This window comes from Neopararhizobium haloflavum, assembly GCF_002750855.1.
GTDB lineage: Bacteria > Pseudomonadota > Alphaproteobacteria > Rhizobiales > Rhizobiaceae > Georhizobium > Georhizobium haloflavum.
In genome coordinates, this window is sequence record NZ_NWUC01000001.1 from 309,727 (window position 1) to 325,852 (window position 16,126).

Below are 16,126 nucleotides of genomic sequence, written 5' to 3' on the forward strand. Positions count from 1 at the left end.
CAATCTGGATACGGAGCGCGAAGACCGTGCCGTGATACAGATTGGATGGATATGGCGCGGGTTTCGCGCTCCGTCAGCGTTCTGCGAGGGGTCTCCCCCTCTCCGGGCAGGTCGAAGCTCTCTGCGTCGACCCGGGTTCATGGCGGGTGTCGGCCCGCGAAAACCCGAGCGACTTGCATGAGCACGCAGTCAAAGCCGGTCATAGTGCCGGCGGGAGCCCTTTTTGCCCGGCTCCGGGCCACAGCCACGTTAGCTGCGACCGGAAGCGCCGGTCCTTTCCCGCATCCGAACGTCTTGCGAATACTTCCAGCCGGAAAGGACGGGGAGAGTATGCCACGGGCCTGAGAGGTGGGGAAAACGGGGGATGAAAACAGGCGGCGCGTCTTTCCCCATCGGCTCGGGCGGCTCTGCCGAGGAAGCCTTGCTGCCGGGCGCTTACGGTATGGATTCCTGTGACGAGCACAGGAATGACGGAGATGGTGGGGCGGTGGCTTCCCGGCATGCCGGAGGAGGGAACGGTGGTGCAATATCGCAACGGGCTGGCGTCGGCGGATGATGTCGCGGCGCGCGTGATATTTCGGTTTGGGGCCAACTCCCCGCTCGTCACCCCTGTGCTTGTCACAGGGGTCCATGCCTCTCCCCCATCGGCTCGGGCGATGCTGCCGAGAAAATCTTGCTGCCGGGCGGTTGACGGTATGGATTCCTGTGACGAGCACAGGAATGACGGAGGACTGTAGGGTCGGTGATGAGGCGGTTTATTCCCGATAACTGAAATACCAATCGGTTCGACTTCTGTTGAGAGCGCGTGAAGCGGTCGCTCTACATACGGCAAATGGGTGATATTCGTGTTCAATCTGTATCAAAGCGGGAATACCGTGTTCCAAAACCGTCTAGATTTCAGGCGGTAAGGTTAAAAACGCGTTTGGTCCATAATGAGAGTCGATTCTTTTTGACTCTCCCGAAAGTGAACGGTAATTTTACCGCGGGTTAAGGGATTATTAACCGAAACGAAGTGGGCAACAACAACGACATCCGTCGTCCTTGGGGGGATTCCGGAAACCCTTCCGCTCGATCTCTTGCCTGTGGCTGAAAGGCCGCGGCAACGCCATGGCGCGTGAACATGCTGCACCACCGAGCAGCATGGGGGCGAAGCCATGCGCCAAAGCCCGGACCGCAATCGGCCGCCGTTCAACAGCGTTCCCGGCGATCAAGGTCGGGCGGACAACGGGAAGGTGCGTAACAATGACTTCTTTCAAGACAGTATTGATGAGCGCGACGGCGCTGGGCCTGATGGCGGGTGCGGCTTGGGCAAACAACGAAGCCGATACGCTTCAAATCGGTAACAACAACACCATCTCTATTGAGCAAGGTGAAGGTAACGGAAACCGCGCAGGTGAGAACAGCAGCAATCCGCCGCTTGGTCCTGTGACGCAAGACGGCTACAACAATGAACTTACAGTCATACAGTCAGGCAACGACAACCTCTTTGGTGCAGAGAACGGTGGTAGTGCTATACAGGGACCTACGGGTGCCGTTGGCGCCAACGGAAATGTTGGCTTGGTGACGCAGTCATCAAACGAAAACAGAATTCGCACGTTCAAGCAACTCGGAAACCAAAATGAGTCAATTATTGTTCAGGAAGGTGGTTCCGAGAATTCGATATACGAATTTAATCAGATTGGCCGTGTTAATGAGGCCAACATCACCATGGGTGGTTCAAGGAACAGGCTGAATTTCGTTACGCAGGGAACAAGCCCCGGTCAGCCAATCAGCAGTGGCGTTGGGAACCAACTCACGATCGAAATAGACGGAAATGATAACGGGTTCAAGGAGAATACCGACTTCTCGGCGGCATCGTTTGCCTTTTCGGTCACCGACAGGCCGGGCGACGTTCGTCAAAGAGGAAGCAGAAATGATCTGACTATTGACGTTGACGGCAACTTCAACTTCTTTGAAGTTAGAGATGAAGGTGACCACAACTTCGGAGACGTTGTCATCAACGGAAGCAACAACGAAATGGCGATGCTTCGCACCGGCGACGGCAACTCCGCTGTGATCTCGCAGCTCGGCAGTGGCAATGATATCGGCATTGATATCCTAGGAAGTAACAATATCACTGATGTTCATCAGGAGAATGGCAGCAACGGAGCCGGTCTCTACATAGAGGGTGATGGCAACGAGCTGAACGTTACCCAAATCCGGCGGGGTGGCGTAGACGGCAACAGCGTCATGGTGAGAATCGAAGGAGATCGGAACAACGCTCCCTCGTCCCCTGTCTTTACAGGCGCGGCGAGGTCGGCCCGCAATGACGCTAGGGATAATGGTTTCGCCGCAGGTTTCAATGCAGGCGATCTTTTCCAGCGTGGCAGCGGAAACTCGGTTGAATTGACTGTGCTTACGGACCGCAATGCGTTCGCCACATATCAGAACGGCAACGAAAACGAGATCACCGGCACGGTTGGCGTTGGCAACGGCAACCAGGCGGTGGTCGCACAGATTGGTAACGGACACGTCGCCAACTTCGTTCAGAACGGCGACGGCAACAACGTCGGCATCAGCCAGTAATTACAATTTCAACCGGGCGGAGAAGATCCGCCCGGTTGCTTCAACTTAGAGCGTGAACCAATGTGCGTCCGCGGGCCGCTCGCTTTTCTCGCCGTTCTGTTCTCCATGAGCACTGCAATTGCTCAAACGCTTGATCAATTCAACCGCGCGTTTCTCGGACAGGTGGGCGACACGAACACTGTGACCATCACGCAGGAAGGCGCGGGCAATCTTGTCGGGGAGGATGATCCGGTCTCCCGGCTGAACCAGTTCGGCGACCTCAATAGCATCACCATCGACCAGTATGGCTATGGCAACGATGTCGGGTCGGCGCTTCGGGTCGGGCCTTATCGCGCCAACGGGCCGAACCAGCGCGGCGAAAGGAACGTTCTTCTGATCGAGCAGCGCAATCTGGAGCCGTCTTCCGGCCATAGGGTGGAGGCGGTGGCGCAGCGGGCTTTTAGCGGGCGCGCGGGCGTCGGCAACCTTCTGGAGATCCACCAGGCGAGCCTTGCCGGCGAGGCGGGCCAGCGGATCGGCCAGGCGGTGCAGGTGGCCCCTGGCACGGGCGGCGCGGCGAATGTCATGCAGATCAGCCAGGCGGGCGGCGATCCCGGCGGCATCTTCGGCGGCAATGGCGCCGAACAGCTCTGGCAGTGGGGCGCGGGCAATCATTTCATGCTGCACCAGGCATTGGGCGGCAACACGCTGATGACGCTGAGCCAGCGCGGGACGGACAACCGGGCCGAGGTCGCGATGCGCGGGGCGGGCAATTTCGTCGACCTCATCGAGCAGAACAACGACGTGACGGGCGGGCCGGGCAACCGGGCGCGGCTTACATTTCTCAGCGACGGCAACGGGCGCGATGACGACACTGGACCTGGTTCCGGGAGCGGGCGTTCGGGCGCGGTTGGCGGCGGGCTGTCGGATTTCGCGCGCGATTTCACCGGGCCGCGGCGGCCGGGGCAGGCAGCGATCGTGCAGCTCGGCAGCGCCAACACGCTTTCCTATCTGGCCGATGGCGGGACCGGCAACCTCTACGGGTTCCACCAGGACGGCACCGGCAACGACGTCGCCGCGAGCGCGATCGGCACGGGCAACGAGATGGCGGCGCTGCAGTTCGGCGACGGCAACACCCTGTCACTGACGCAGGAGGGCGCGGAGAACCGCGCCAGCGTGGAGCATGCCGGCAGCTTCGGGTCGTTCGACATCATCCAGCGTGGGGGCGGCAACATGGTCTCGGTGCTGGCGAGCGGCGATTTCATCAACGCGCCGGGCGCGGGGTTCGGCGGGGCACTGATGCCGGCCGCAACGGAACGCGCGCTGGCGCCGGGGGATATCCGCCAGGAGGGGGCCGGCAATTCTTCCACGGTGCGGGCGCTGGGTGACGCGCACCGCTTCGCCTTCAGCCAGTCCGGCGCCGGCAACAGCCTCGATCTGGAAATGGCGGGGCAAGCAAACCAGGCGCTGATCGTGCAGGACGGCGAGCGCAATGGCGCCTGGCTGAGACAGAGCGGCCGGCGCAACAGTGCATCGATACGGCAGTAAATGATGTGAAGGTCAGGACCCGCGATGATGGGCGAAGACTATAAATTAACGGAAGACTGCAAGACTTCTCCCGCACCATTCGGGAGATCTTGCAATGCGACAGTTCATTTCACTCGGATCGGCCGTTGCCGGTGGTCTTGTTCTGGCAAGCCTGCCGGCGCTGGCCGCAGACCATTGGCCGCAGGATCGGACCCAAGCGGCCAATACGGTGACGCTCGACATCGCGGGGCGGGGCAATGTGCTGACGATCGAACAGGCGAACGCCGGCGCGGCAGGGGCGGCGGGCAACAGGCTCGATCTCCTGGTGTCGGGCAACGGCAATGGCGGGGCTGGCGAGTTTGCCGGCGCTGCGGCGCAGATGGAAATGCGGCCGGGCGTCCTGCAGCAGAACGGCGCGGCGAACAGCCTGGAGCTTGCGGTCCTTGGGAACGACAATCTCTTCGCCGTGCGCCAGTCGGGCGCGGCCAACGCGCTGATGGCGCAGATCTCCGGCCATGCCAACCAGGCTGTCGTCAGCCAGGCCGGACAAAACAACATCGCGGCCTTTTCTCAAGTCGGAAGAGGCAATATAGTGAGTATCAGCCAGATATCCTGGTAGGGCCGAGTTTAGATCGGCCGCATTGGAGGTCATGCGCATGAAAAGATTTCAGGCAACCATCCTCTCCAGTGCCGCCGTGATCGTTTTCTCGGCCGCACCCGTGCCGGCACAGGACAATCAAGTCTATATCGAGCAGCAAGGCAGCGCCAACACGCTGTTCATCGACCAGAGCGAGGCGAGCGGCAGTACGGTGCGCGGGCTGGAGATGACGTCGGGCGGCAGCGTGACGGCGACGGAGCGGTGGACGGATACGGTCGTTGTGCGTGATGAGGCGGGCGATGAGGTGACGGAAACCGTCGAGTTCAGCGAGACGGCGACGGCGCGCACGGTCGCCTATGAGAACGCCGATCGGGCCTTGCAGGATGGCGTCGGTAATTCGGCGTCGATCACCATGACGGGAAATGGCGGCACTGCGCGGCTGCTTCAGGATGGGAACGGCAATGTCGGGGCGCTGAACGTCGGTGCGGGCGGACTCGGGGCTTTGGGGCAGCAAGGGACGGGCAACATTGCCTCGCTGATGGTCGGCCCAGGGTCGAGCGGGACGATCCTTCAAGATGGCGACGACAATGAGGGAAGTCTGAATGTCGAGGACGGAAGCGGGTTCCTCAGCCAGCTCGGCAGCAACAATACTGCGCAGTTCACGGTGTTGAACGGCCAGAACGTGACATACATCCAGAATGGCTCAAACCTGAGTGCGATCAATCCGGGAACGGGCGTCACGGTCGATACGAACAGCGCCGGGGGCGTGACGATCATCCAGTCCGTCATCGGCGGCAATTGAGATGCGCCGGCTCATCATGGTCCTGGCCGGGTTGATGGCGGCAGGGCAGCTAGCTCACGCCGATGAGGGTCCGGCGCTCGCCGCCGTCTCGATCGAGCCGGGCGATGGCGGCGTGACGATCGTCGGGCGGGCGACGGCGCTCGAGGGCGGGCGATACGAGGCGCGGATGGTGATCGAGAAATCCGGCACGTCCGGCCGGACCTCGACGCGGCAGGGCGCGCATCTCGATCTTGCCGCCGGGGAGAGCGCCGATGTCGCGCGGGTCGGCCTTTCGCTGCAGGCCGGCGACAGTCTCGCGGTGACCGTCGAGGTGATGGAGGATGGCGCGGTCGTCTCGCGGGCGACCACGCAGACAACGTATTGAGCCGTTCGGAACGCGGCAGGGGAAGGGGCATTCAATGGGGTCGATACGCGCACTGGCGGTTCAGCTGATCGTCGCGTCACTTTTCGTGGTTCCAGCCAAGGCGCAGACGGAAGCGGAATTCATCGCCGCCTTCGCAGGCGCATGGCAGACTTTCGAACCCTCGCTCGGCGAGGAGGGCACCTGCCGGCTGACGCTGAACGAGGAACCGTCGGACGCCCACTACGCGTTGTCGGTCGAAGCCTGCGCGGCTCCGATTTCGCAGGCCGAAACGTGGGGCATCGTCGAGAACCAGCTGGCCGTCCTGGATGACAATGGAGAAATCCTGTTGCGCCTGGGCGGCAACCAGACACGCATGACAGGCGATACCGCCACCGGCGATGCCGTCATCTTCGAGCGTGCCGACGTCGCCAAGCAGGCGTTTTCGCCCGATGCGCTGCGCGCCGGCGCCTGCCTCTATCTCGGCTATACGGCCAGCTGCGCGGCGACGGGCGACCTTGCCGCGCCGCGGGCCGTGGATGAGGGCGAGATGGCGGCCGTGGCCGTGATGGTCAACCTGAACGCGCGCCGCGAGGCCCGGCCCGATGCGGCCGTGGTCGATGTCATTCCCCGAAACACATGCGTTTCGGTCGGCCAGTGCCTCGAGGCGTCCGACGGGCGCTGGTGCCAGGTGCGCATTGCGGATGCCAACGGGTGGATCCGCCAGCAGACCGTGCGCGCCGGCCGCTGGCCTGTTCTGACATACCGCAGCGGCTGCTGAGACGGCGAGCAACGGATGCAGGCGCCTATCGAGAAGCGTTGCAAAATCCGTGCCTTGCGGGGCTAAGTCGCCTCCAGCACCATGTTGAGCGGGGTTTCGGCTGCACGGCGGATATGGGTGAAGCCGCCAGAGCGGATGACCTCGGAAAGACGCCGCTCGCCGGCCTGCGCGCCGAGCGCGAGGCCCGTCTCCTGGTCAAGCGAAGTCGGCACGCAGATCATCGTGGAGGCCGAATAATAGAGCCTGCCGACAGGGTTGATGTTGTCCTCCAGTGTGTCGCCGGCCATCGGCTCGACAACCATGAAGGTGCCGTCCTCCTTCAGTGCTTTTCGGATGTGGCGCGCTGCGCCCTCTGGATCGCCCATGTCGTGAAGACAGTCGAAACAGGTCACGAGATCGAAGGCGCCGGACCCGTCGAAATCCTGTGCGCGGGCAACCTCGAACCTGACATTGGTCAACCCATGCGCCATCGCATGAGCGGTTGCGGCCGCGATCGAGGCGGGATGAAAATCGTAACCGGTGAAGCGGGACTTGGGAAACGCCTGCGCCATCAGCAATGTCGAGACGCCATGCCCGCAGCCGACGTCGGCGACCGTGGCTCCGGCGTTCAGCTTCGCGACGACCCCGTTGAGCGCCGGAAGCCATGCCTGGACCAGGGCGTTGACGTATCCCGGACGGAACATGCGTGCGACGGCGCAGAACATGCATCCCGCCTGTTCGCCCCAGGCGACCCCTTTTCCCGACTTGAACGCGACCTGTACCTTCTTCTGGTTCTCGGCCATCGCCGCTGCCGTATCGAACGCACCGATCAGATGGACGGGACTGTCCGGTTCGGCGAAGACGTAGGCCTGTTCGGCGGTCAGCGAAAACTGGCCGTCTTCATGGTGCACATAGCCGGAGGCTGTCTGGGCGGCCAGCCATTCGCGCACATATCTGACCGCGCAGTCCGTGCGGTCGGCCAGCGCCTCGGCGCTCAGTGGACCATGCTCCTTGAGCGCCTGGTATAGGCCAAGCCCGTCTCCGATGCGCACCAGGGGCACACTGACGGCGCCGCCGAGGTCTCCCAGCACCTTGCCAACAAGTTCGTTGAGCCTTGCCTCGTTCAACTCGGTCATTGCAAGCACCTCCCGTTGACGGGCCGAAGGTCGGCCGGTTCTCTCACGGCATGGTGCGCGAGGCGGCAGCGCCAAGCATGAGGCGGGCGTCCCGCCCGCGTGACGAAATTGCGAAGAAAGCCGGGACACATGTCCCTCAGAACCGGTGTCTTGCGAAGGACACGCCAGGGGATCAGCGCGACAGCGTCTTGACGATCGCCTCGGCACGGCTGTGAACGCCAAGCTTGTCAAAGATCGCCGAAAGCTGATTGCGAACCGTCTTCTCGTGCTTGCCGAGCCGTTCGGCGATGGTCCGGTTGTCCAGCCCCTCGGCAATGAGATCGAGCACCGCCGTTTCGGCCGGCGTCAGGCCCGCTCCGACAACGCGCTGCCGCATCGGCCCATCCTGCCCCAGAAAGTCATCAAGCGCGGCCTGAAAGACCGTCCAGGCCGGCTCGCTCGGCAAAAGCACGTGGTTCTTGCTGTCGAGCGGCACGAACCGGGCCCCGGGAATCGTTGCGGCAAGCCTGCAGCCTTCATCGAAGGGTACGCGCATGTCGCCCCGGCAGTGCGCGATCAAGGTCGGCACACGCAGGGCGGAGGCCATATCGAGAACATCGAGCCCCTGCATCTGCCACAGCAATTCGGCCGCGACCTCGGCGGTCGCGGTTTCCCGCTCGAGGTTGCCCCACCAGCGATGCTGCTCCGGCGTCCCGTCAGGAATGAACAGATTGGTGAAGAAACGGCAGAACGCAGGGTTGTCGCGGCCCCAGCCGATGCGAACGAAATTGACCAGCGTGTCTGCTTCCAGGCGCTGTTCCGCCGTCCTGGCGCGGGTTCTGCCACCCTGGGCATAGGCGTTGAGGAGAATGAGGTGCGACACGCGATCGGGATGCCTGAGAGCATGGACGATGGCGAGCGCGCCTCCCTGCGAAAGACCCAGAAGGACAAAGCGCGGCTCCTCGACCGTAGCGGCCACGGCCTCAAGGTCCGCATGCCATGCACCGACCGACAGATCCGCTACGTGGCGTTCAGACAAGCCACAACCGCGCGGATCGTAACGGACGAACCGGTTGCGCGCCGAGAGCGCTTCCAGCCAGGGCCGCCAGACCGGGCTTTCAAGGTCGTAGTCGACATGGCTGAGCCAGTGAGCGGCGCGTAGGATGACCGGCCCCGTGCCGCAGGAGGCGACGGCTATTCGGGTGCCATCAGCAGAGGTGCAGAACCGGATGGTCTGACTGAGCTTCATGGTGCCCAGATTACCGCAGCTGCCTTGAACGCGACAGCCCGAAGAAAAGGCAGCTTTGGGCCAATGGCTGCCGGCAGTCGCCGCAATCGCCCGGTTTGTGCTGATGGCCTTTTGGCTCGGCTCAGCTTCTTGGCTTCGGTTTGCCTTGGTGCTTGCGGGACGGCGCGCGATCGGCCTGTGCAGACTTGCCGCGATGCGGAGGCTTCTTTCCCGGCTTGCCGCCTTTCCCGCCACGCGGCCCTTCAGGTCGCGCTGATTTTTGCGCCTGTGCGGCCGAAGCGATGACGATGCCTCGCTCGGTGCTGCCGGGCCGCTTGACCGCTGCGGCGAAGTCGTCCGCCTTGTCGGCCGCGATCTCGAAGCGTGTCTCGGTCTCGTCGATCCTGATCGCGCCGACATCACGCTTGGAGACGCCGCCGGCCTTGCAGATGATCGGCAGCAACCATTTGGGGTCGGCGCGCTGGCGCCGTCCGATCGACAGTGTGAACCAGACGCCGCCTTCCATATCGGGTCCGCGCGGCGCGCGCGCAGGTGGCGCGCCGCCGTCGTCATCCTGCCATTTGCTCCGCGCCGGCTTCTTCGATTGCATGGCAGCGGGCGGCAGGGCCGTGATATCCTCCGGTACCGGACGTGCCGCGAGATTCTGGCGCAGGAACGCGGCAGCGATACGCTCCGGGGGAACCTTTTCCAAAATGTCGGCGATAAAGGCCGCTTCCGTGTCATCCGGCGCTTCGGCGGTCAGCGCGAGGTCCAGAATTTCCCGGCGGTAGCGGGTCTCGATCTCGGCAATGCCGGGCGCTCCGCGCACGAGAGCCGTCAGTCTGGCCGATGCAAGCACGCGTTGCGCCGCGCCGCGCCGGTGCTCCGGCACGATCAGCACGCAAACGCCCTTGCGGCCCGCCCGTCCGGTCCGGCCGGATCGATGCAATAGCGTTGCCGGGTTGCTCGGCACATCCGCGTGGATCACCAGATCGAGGTTGGGCAGATCGATCCCGCGCGCCGCGACATCCGTTGCCACACAGACATGCGCCCTGCCGTCCCGCATTGCCTGCAACGCGTTCGACCGCTCCGATTGCGCCATCTCGCCCGACAGCGAGACGACCGAGAAGCCCCGGTTGCCCAGTCGCGCCGTCAGGTGGCGCACCGCTTCACGCGTGTGGCAGAAAACCAGCGCGCTGGTGCTGTCGGAGTTCAGCAGCGCGTTGATGACGGCGTGTTCGCGTTCGTCGCGCCGCACCAGCATCATCTGATATTCGATGTCGGCGTGCTGGTCGCTCGACGCGGTGGCCGCGACCCGCAGCGCGTCTTTCTGGAAGGTCTTGGCCAGCTCCGCGATACCGCGCGGCACGGTTGCCGAGAACATGAGGGTGCGCCGCTCGTCGGGCGCGGCGCCGAGAATGAATTCGAGATCGTCGCGGAAGCCGAGGGCCAGCATCTCGTCGGCTTCATCGAGCACCACCGCGCGCAGCGCACCAAGATCGAGCGCGCCCCGTGAGATGTGATCGCGCAGACGTCCGGGTGTTCCAACGACAAGATGGACCCCGCGCTCCAGTGCGCGGCGCTCATTGCGCATGTCCATCCCGCCGACGCAGGTCGCCGTTTGCATTCCGGTCGAGGCGAAAAGCCAGCCGAGCTCGCGCTGAACCTGGATCGCCAATTCGCGCGTTGGCGCGATGATCAGCCCGAGGGGGCGGGCTGGTGCGTCGAACCGATCGGCGCCGCCAAGCAGGGTCGCGGCGAGCGCGATGCCGAACGCGACGGTCTTGCCCGAACCGGTCTGTGCCGAAACGAGCAGATCGGCGTCGACCTCGGCCCGCTCAGCCATCTCCATCTGAACCGGCGTCAGCTGGCGATAGCCCCTTTCCTCCAGCGCTCGAGCGAGCGCGGGATGAACCGAGTTGGGGAGATGCGCCTTGTCGTCGATTGGAGTCATGCTCGCGGCCCTTGTGATGCAGCCGCATATTACAGCCGCTGCCTCGATAGCCGGTCTGCGACGACCGGCGCAACAGCCAATCTGACTATTATTGCCGGGATTGCGACCTCGCGCGCGCCGAAGGATCGGCCGCCGTTCCCGTCGCGCGCGACCTGCCGCCACGCATGCAGCCGATGGCGCACGCTGCCGGATCAGCCAGCAGAGGCGATCGCCGCCGCCAGATCGTTTGTCAGCAGCCGCATCAGATCGGATTGACGATGCGTTTGCGTTTTCTGGAAGATCGCCTTGAGGTGCCAGCGCGCGGTTTCATAGCTCATGCCGGCGGCTGCGGCAGCCTGCTTCAGGCCATCCTTTTCGATCAGCGAGGTGACCAACCGAACTTCTGGCGCGCTCAGTTGGAACCGTGCCGCGAGATAATCGGCCGACGGCGGGTGCCGCTGGTCGGGGCTGCTGATCAGGAGCGCGGCAACGATCGCGTCGCCGCAGGAAGCCATCCCGGCATCGACGGGGATTGCCGTCAGGGACAGGGTGGCCGCGTCGTCGCGCGAGATGGACAGCACCTCGAAGAACGCGGAACTCACCTTGCCGCGGCAGCCGACAGCGCTTCGACTGAGGCGCTGCAATCGGGCATCCTCCGACGCTCTCGTTGCGTGGAGCACACCCTGCCTCACGGTGAAGACGTCGCGGGCGGCCAGAAGCGCCTCTGCCCTGCCGTTGCAGTCGCACATGCGACCGCTACGATCCAGATACATCACAGCCAGCGGCAGCCGTTCAATGACGGACCGGGCCGTTCGCGCAGCGACGCCGAACCTTGCGATGCGCTGAGAGATTCTGATGGCTTTGGCAAGGTGGCGGGACATCAGGGCATAGTCGCCTTCGTCCGCGGCGGAGAAAGGGCCCTCGTCCAACAATCTCATGAAGGTGAAGCTGACCAGATGCTCGCCCTCAGCCATAAGCGCGCTGCCGATGGAATGCTCAAATCCCTGCGGCCGAGCCCATTCGGCATAAAATGCGCTCTCCTGGTAGGCATTTTGTCGTCCATAGGCCGCGTCGAGCGATCGCTCGGTCAGGATGCGCCCGGGCCGCATGTAACCCGGAACACGAAACCAGGGATTGCACGCCGCGATCTCCGGGTATGATTGAAAGAAGCGATCCTCGAAGCCGGAATGGGCCAGAGCGTTGAACTGTGTCGTTCCAGGCGCCTGCGTGAACAGGATCGTCGCGGCAGCGCGAAAATATGTCTTGAGGGAGTCCAGCAGGTCATCCGATACGACGCAATCGTATGCCGCGCCGTATATCTGCTCGATCAGATCAAACGTATCATCGACATGTCTGCGCGGCGACGGCATAGCATGGGCATCCGTGGAGCCTAGAGCTGGCGATGTCAGTATAACACGATCGCCGGTGGAGCCGCTATTGGCCCTGCCTCGTCATCCGTCCAGTATTCATCAGTCGAACGAGGCGTGTCGGGCTCCCAATTGAGGGGAGACTCGGTGTGCGGCGGGATGATCTAGTTCCGGGCGGGCCTTGGCTGCGAGCGGGTCGGTCAATGCCGGACGAAGACCTGACCGTGCGGCGAACAGCCGACATGATCTGCCCGATTGTCATTTCGGACTTTGCACGGCCAGACAGGCGAGGATCGACATGAGGGCCATCTTCTTCACCGTTTTCGGGGTCTTCATGGCTGTATCGAGCGCCTGGGGCGTGTCGGTCGACATCTATGCGGTCTGCAGGCTCGACCCCAACGGAGACAACTTCCTGGCCTTGCGCGATCAGCCTGACGTGCGGTCGCGCATGCTGCTCAAACTGCCAGCCGGGACACGGATAGAAGAATGGGGGCGGGTCGGGAACTGGATGCAGGTCGATGTCGAGGCCGAGGGCCGCCCGAGCGGCTACGTCCACGCATCCTATACCTGTCTCGTCGAGGATCACTGAGCCGTCACGACCGGGCCCCCGATTGGCGGGACAGCAAAACGCTGAGCGAAGGAGCGAATAAATGGGTCGCTTTTCAGGCCTGATGTCAGTGCTTCTTGCGCTGTCCAGCGGCGCGTCGGCCACAGAACTTCCCTTGATGCGCGGCTTCTATGTCGACACCAGCACCACCTGTTCCAACGCCTCCAATGCAACGCTCTTTCTTCTGCAGCGCGATCAACTCGTCGCGGGCGGAAGGGAGATCTGCACCTTCGCTCAAATCGTCCCGAAAGACAGCCGCCATTTCGTCGTCAACGAGGTCTGCGAGACTGTGCGGGAAATGGTGGTGGAATGGACAATCGAGGGCGAGGGCCGCTTTTCGCGGACATACGCCAACGGCGAATCTCACAGCGCTCAGTTTTGTCCGCAATCCAGCCTGCCCGAGCCCTGGCGCAACAACGATATCAGCGACAGGATCCGCTGAGTGCAAGGCATGGGCTGGACAAGCTGCTTGGGCGCTTCACGACGCAATAATGCGGCGATCCGGGGTATGATGATCATCATGGGGTCCGCCGTCGGCATTCGCAGGGCTCTTTGACGGGCATCGCGGTAATGTCGGTATCAGCGCCTGAAGCCCAGCGACATTGGGATGCGAGCATGCCATTTCGATACGAGAGCTATATAGCTGAAATCATTGAAGGTTTTTGGTAGCGGAGGAGGGATTCGAACCCCCGACACAAGGATTATGATTCCTCTGCTCTAACCGACTGAGCTACTCCGCCAGGGCCCGGCGCCTGGGTGTTTGCCAACGGCTCCGGGTGGGCGGCTTATAAGGTGGGGTGGAATTGGGTGTCAAGCGGGGCTGGTGGGAAATCGGGGCCTGATCGACTTGCGCTTTTGCCGGACGGCGACTATTGCCTCGGCCATCATGGCTTCGACGATTTCAGATACCAAGCAAGCGGCCGCGGCCGGGTCCACGCCTGCCATCGCCGTCATCGGCTGCGGCTATTGGGGCAGCAACCATGCGCGCACGCTGGCATCGCTCGGCGCGCTTGCCGGCGTGGCCGACCGGAACCGCGAGCGGGCCGAGGCGCTCGGTAGGGAGACGGGCGCACGGGCGCTCGATCCCGAAGCGGTCTTCGACGATCCGTCGATCGATGGCGTGGTGCTTGCGCTGCCGCCGCAATCGCACGCGGACAATGCGCTTCGGGCAATTGCCGCGGAAAAGCACGTTCTGGTGGAAAAGCCGATCGCGCTCGAGGTCGAGGACGGTGAGGCGATCGTGCGGGCTGCCGAGGCGGCCGGCGTGGTTGCGATGACCGGGCATGTGCTTCGTTTCCATCCGGCCTTCGAAGGGCTGATGCGCCTGATCGAAGACGGGGTGCTGGGGCGCGTGCGCTACATCCATTCGCATCGTGTCGGCCTCGGCAAGTTCCATCCCGAGAACGACGCGCTCTGGGATATCGCGCCGCACGACCTGTCGCTCATCCTCGCCATCACCGGCGAAGAGCCGGAGCGCATCTCGGGCGAGGGTACGGCCGTTGTCGACCATCTCAGCGATTTCGCCCATCTGCATCTGACCTTTCCATCCGGATTGAGGAGCCACGTCTTCACCTCGCGGCTCAATCCCTACCGCGAACGCCGGCTGACGATCGTCGGCGATGCGGCGATGGCGGTGTTCGACGACGTGGCGGACTGGCCGCAAAAGCTGGTTCTCTACCGGCACAAGGTCTGGCAGGAGGACGGCCAATGGTCGTTCGACAACGCCGAGCCGGATTATGTGCCGATCGACAAGGGCATGCCGCTGACGCGCGAATGCGCCCATTTCATCGACTGCATCCGGACTGGCGGCAAGCCATTGACCCCGGTCTCCGACGGGCTTGCGGTGATGCGGATCCTGGCGGCCGGCACGGTGCGCCACAAGGGTCCCCAGCCCGGCGCGCCCTGGCCGGGGCGCTGAGGGCGCGCCGTTCAGGCTGCGCCCAGCGGTGGGGCCTCCTTCGTGCGCCACAGGACGAGGGCGATGACCGCGATGTTCAGCGCATTGAAGGCGATGCCGTTGATAAAGGCGGCCTGGTAGGACCCCGTCCAGTCGTAGATGAGGCCTGAAAGCCAGCCGCCGAGCGCCATGCCGATGACGGTGGCCATGATGACTGTGCCCACCCGCCGTCCGGCTTCGCGGGCCGGCAGGTACTCGCGCACGATGATGGCGTAGCTCGGGACGATGCCGCCCTGCGACAGGCCGAAGACGAGCGATACTACGTAAAGCGATGTCAGCCCGTCGAACGGCAGATAGAGCATCAGCGCGAGCATCTGGAGAATCGAGCCGAGGATCAGCGTGCGTACGCCGCCGATGTGGTCGGCCAAGAAGCCGGAGGCCAGCCGGCTGACGACGCCGCCAGCCACCATGATGGAGAGCATCTCGGCGCCGGCTGTCACCCCATAGCCGAGATCGGCGCACAGGGCGACGATATGCACCTGCGGCATCGACATCGCCACGCAGCAGCCGATACCGGCAATCGCCAGCAGCCATTGCAGTGCCCGCGGCGAGAGCGAAACGCTGCCGGCCGTCCGTGGATCGCGGCCGACCGTGTTGGGATCGGTCTCGGCATCGGGCGGGATGCGCCGCCTCAGCATCAGGGCAAGGGGAATCATCACCACGATGCAGGTCGCGGCCACGACGAAATAGGCGGCGCGCCAGCCATCCTCTGCGACGATGTCCTTCAGCACCATGGGCCATATGGCGCCCGCCAGATAGTTTCCGCTGGCCGCCGCGGCGACGGCAATGCCACGGCGGCGGCGGAACCAGTGCGACACGTCGGCGATCAGCGGGCCGAAGGAGGCGGAGGTGCCAATGCCGATCAGCGCACCCTGCAGCAGCGAGAACGCGACGATGTCATGGGTCATCGCTGCCCCGGCAAAGCCGGCGCCGAGCATCACGGCGGCGAGGATGAGGCAGGGGGTGATGCCGAACCGGTCGACCACGCGGCCGAGCAGGAGGTTGCCGAGGGCAAAGCCGATCATCGTCGCGGTATAAGGCAGCGCGGCATCGGCTCGGGCGATCGCGAATTCCTGCTCGACGGCCGGCATGACGAGGACAACGGACCACATGCCTGCGCTGCCGACCGTGGCCAGCACCACCGAGACGGCAAGACGGGTCCAGGAATAGCGGCCGTCGAGCTCGAACGTCGCCGTGGCCGATGCCGCGACATTGGGGGAGGTGGATGCGTTCACGTGATGGAATTCCCCGAACAGTCTGTTGCAGGCCCAAGCCTGGGCACTGACGCGGACTATAGCGGCGGCAGCGGGCGAGGCGAGCCGCGAATGCGACAGATGGACGCCGCAAG

Annotated in this window: 14 protein-coding genes and 1 tRNA gene; 9 read left to right on the forward strand and 6 right to left on the reverse strand. The window is 63.7% G+C overall.

Features of this window, described 5'->3' with window-relative positions; genetic code table 11:
• The first annotated feature begins 1,242 nt into the window (after positions 1–1,242).
• From CN673_RS01610 to CN673_RS01635, 6 genes are all read left to right on the forward strand, one after another.
• Positions 1,243–2,565: a hypothetical protein gene (locus tag CN673_RS01610; protein WP_099864383.1), complete on the forward strand. Its 1,323-nt coding sequence runs from the start codon at positions 1,243–1,245 to the stop codon at positions 2,563–2,565.
• Positions 2,566–2,670: 105 nt separating this feature from the next.
• Complete coding sequence (locus CN673_RS01615) at positions 2,671–4,092, forward strand: hypothetical protein (RefSeq protein ID WP_198585857.1); 1,422 nt, start codon at positions 2,671–2,673, stop codon at positions 4,090–4,092.
• Positions 4,093–4,186: 94 nt separating this feature from the next.
• Positions 4,187–4,690: a hypothetical protein gene (locus tag CN673_RS01620; RefSeq protein ID WP_099864390.1), complete on the forward strand. Its 504-nt coding sequence runs from the start codon at positions 4,187–4,189 to the stop codon at positions 4,688–4,690.
• Between the two features lie 37 nt (positions 4,691–4,727).
• The gene (locus tag CN673_RS01625) at positions 4,728–5,471 is read left to right on the forward strand and encodes a hypothetical protein (RefSeq protein WP_157928757.1); all 744 of its coding nucleotides are present in this window, start codon (positions 4,728–4,730) and stop codon (positions 5,469–5,471) included.
• A 1-nt stretch (position 5,472) separates the two neighbouring features.
• Positions 5,473–5,835, forward strand: a complete 363-nt coding sequence (gene csgH, locus CN673_RS01630; RefSeq protein ID WP_099864397.1) for a curli-like amyloid fiber formation chaperone CsgH — start codon at positions 5,473–5,475, stop codon at positions 5,833–5,835.
• Positions 5,836–5,869: 34 nt separating this feature from the next.
• Entirely contained in the window at positions 5,870–6,592 is a 723-nt protein-coding gene (locus CN673_RS01635) for an SH3 domain-containing protein (RefSeq protein ID WP_198585858.1), read from the forward strand.
• A 62-nt stretch (positions 6,593–6,654) separates the two neighbouring features.
• Here CN673_RS01635 and CN673_RS01640 read toward each other — a convergent pair whose 3' ends face one another.
• The 4 genes from CN673_RS01640 to CN673_RS01655 form a co-directional block, all read right to left on the reverse strand.
• Positions 6,655–7,707, reverse strand: coding sequence for a class I SAM-dependent methyltransferase (locus tag CN673_RS01640; protein WP_099864403.1), 1,053 nt, complete (start codon positions 7,705–7,707; stop codon positions 6,655–6,657).
• A 172-nt stretch (positions 7,708–7,879) separates the two neighbouring features.
• Complete coding sequence (locus CN673_RS01645; RefSeq protein ID WP_099864405.1) at positions 7,880–8,935, reverse strand: alpha/beta fold hydrolase; 1,056 nt, start codon at positions 8,933–8,935, stop codon at positions 7,880–7,882.
• 121 nt (positions 8,936–9,056) lie between these two features.
• Positions 9,057–10,868: a DEAD/DEAH box helicase gene (locus CN673_RS01650; RefSeq protein WP_099864407.1), complete on the reverse strand. Its 1,812-nt coding sequence runs from the start codon at positions 10,866–10,868 to the stop codon at positions 9,057–9,059.
• Positions 10,869–11,059: 191 nt separating this feature from the next.
• A complete protein-coding gene (locus tag CN673_RS01655; RefSeq protein ID WP_099864409.1) occupies positions 11,060–12,217 on the reverse strand; it encodes a helix-turn-helix transcriptional regulator in 1,158 nt (385 codons plus the stop codon).
• Between the two features lie 295 nt (positions 12,218–12,512).
• On the opposite strand from CN673_RS01655, the gene CN673_RS01660 reads away from it, so the two are divergent.
• Both CN673_RS01660 and CN673_RS01665 read left to right on the forward strand, forming a co-directional pair.
• Entirely contained in the window at positions 12,513–12,803 is a 291-nt protein-coding gene (locus tag CN673_RS01660) for an SH3 domain-containing protein (protein WP_099864411.1), read from the forward strand.
• A 61-nt stretch (positions 12,804–12,864) separates the two neighbouring features.
• Positions 12,865–13,263: a hypothetical protein gene (locus CN673_RS01665; RefSeq protein ID WP_099864413.1), complete on the forward strand. Its 399-nt coding sequence runs from the start codon at positions 12,865–12,867 to the stop codon at positions 13,261–13,263.
• 221 nt (positions 13,264–13,484) lie between these two features.
• Here the strand turns inward: CN673_RS01665 and CN673_RS01670 are convergent.
• Positions 13,485–13,561 (reverse strand) — tRNA-Met (locus CN673_RS01670).
• A gap of 146 nt (positions 13,562–13,707) precedes the next feature.
• Here CN673_RS01670 and CN673_RS01675 point away from each other — a divergent pair.
• Complete coding sequence (locus tag CN673_RS01675; RefSeq protein ID WP_099864988.1) at positions 13,708–14,739, forward strand: Gfo/Idh/MocA family protein; 1,032 nt, start codon at positions 13,708–13,710, stop codon at positions 14,737–14,739.
• 11 nt (positions 14,740–14,750) lie between these two features.
• Here the strand turns inward: CN673_RS01675 and CN673_RS01680 are convergent, their stop codons facing one another.
• Positions 14,751–16,013, reverse strand: coding sequence for an MFS transporter (locus tag CN673_RS01680; protein ID WP_245409735.1), 1,263 nt, complete (start codon positions 16,011–16,013; stop codon positions 14,751–14,753).
• Positions 16,014–16,126 lie beyond the last annotated feature (113 nt).

Bases quoted from the DNA above. Each gene is read 5' to 3' on its own strand.
- CN673_RS01610 (WP_099864383.1), top strand. From the start codon at position 1,243: ATGACTTCTTTCAAGACAGTATTGATGAGCGCGACGGCGCTGGGCCTG.
- CN673_RS01615 (WP_198585857.1), top strand. From the start codon at position 2,671: ATGAGCACTGCAATTGCTCAAACGCTTGATCAATTCAACCGCGCGTTT.
- CN673_RS01620 (WP_099864390.1), top strand. From the start codon at position 4,187: ATGCGACAGTTCATTTCACTCGGATCGGCCGTTGCCGGTGGTCTTGTT.
- CN673_RS01625 (WP_157928757.1), top strand. From the start codon at position 4,728: ATGAAAAGATTTCAGGCAACCATCCTCTCCAGTGCCGCCGTGATCGTT.
- csgH (WP_099864397.1), top strand. From the start codon at position 5,473: ATGCGCCGGCTCATCATGGTCCTGGCCGGGTTGATGGCGGCAGGGCAG.
- CN673_RS01635 (WP_198585858.1), top strand. From the start codon at position 5,870: ATGGGGTCGATACGCGCACTGGCGGTTCAGCTGATCGTCGCGTCACTT.
- CN673_RS01640 (WP_099864403.1), bottom strand. From the start codon at position 7,707: ATGACCGAGTTGAACGAGGCAAGGCTCAACGAACTTGTTGGCAAGGTG.
- CN673_RS01645 (WP_099864405.1), bottom strand. From the start codon at position 8,935: ATGAAGCTCAGTCAGACCATCCGGTTCTGCACCTCTGCTGATGGCACC.
- CN673_RS01650 (WP_099864407.1), bottom strand. From the start codon at position 10,868: ATGACTCCAATCGACGACAAGGCGCATCTCCCCAACTCGGTTCATCCC.
- CN673_RS01655 (WP_099864409.1), bottom strand. From the start codon at position 12,217: ATGCCGTCGCCGCGCAGACATGTCGATGATACGTTTGATCTGATCGAG.
- CN673_RS01660 (WP_099864411.1), top strand. From the start codon at position 12,513: ATGAGGGCCATCTTCTTCACCGTTTTCGGGGTCTTCATGGCTGTATCG.
- CN673_RS01665 (WP_099864413.1), top strand. From the start codon at position 12,865: ATGGGTCGCTTTTCAGGCCTGATGTCAGTGCTTCTTGCGCTGTCCAGC.
- CN673_RS01675 (WP_099864988.1), top strand. From the start codon at position 13,708: ATGGCTTCGACGATTTCAGATACCAAGCAAGCGGCCGCGGCCGGGTCC.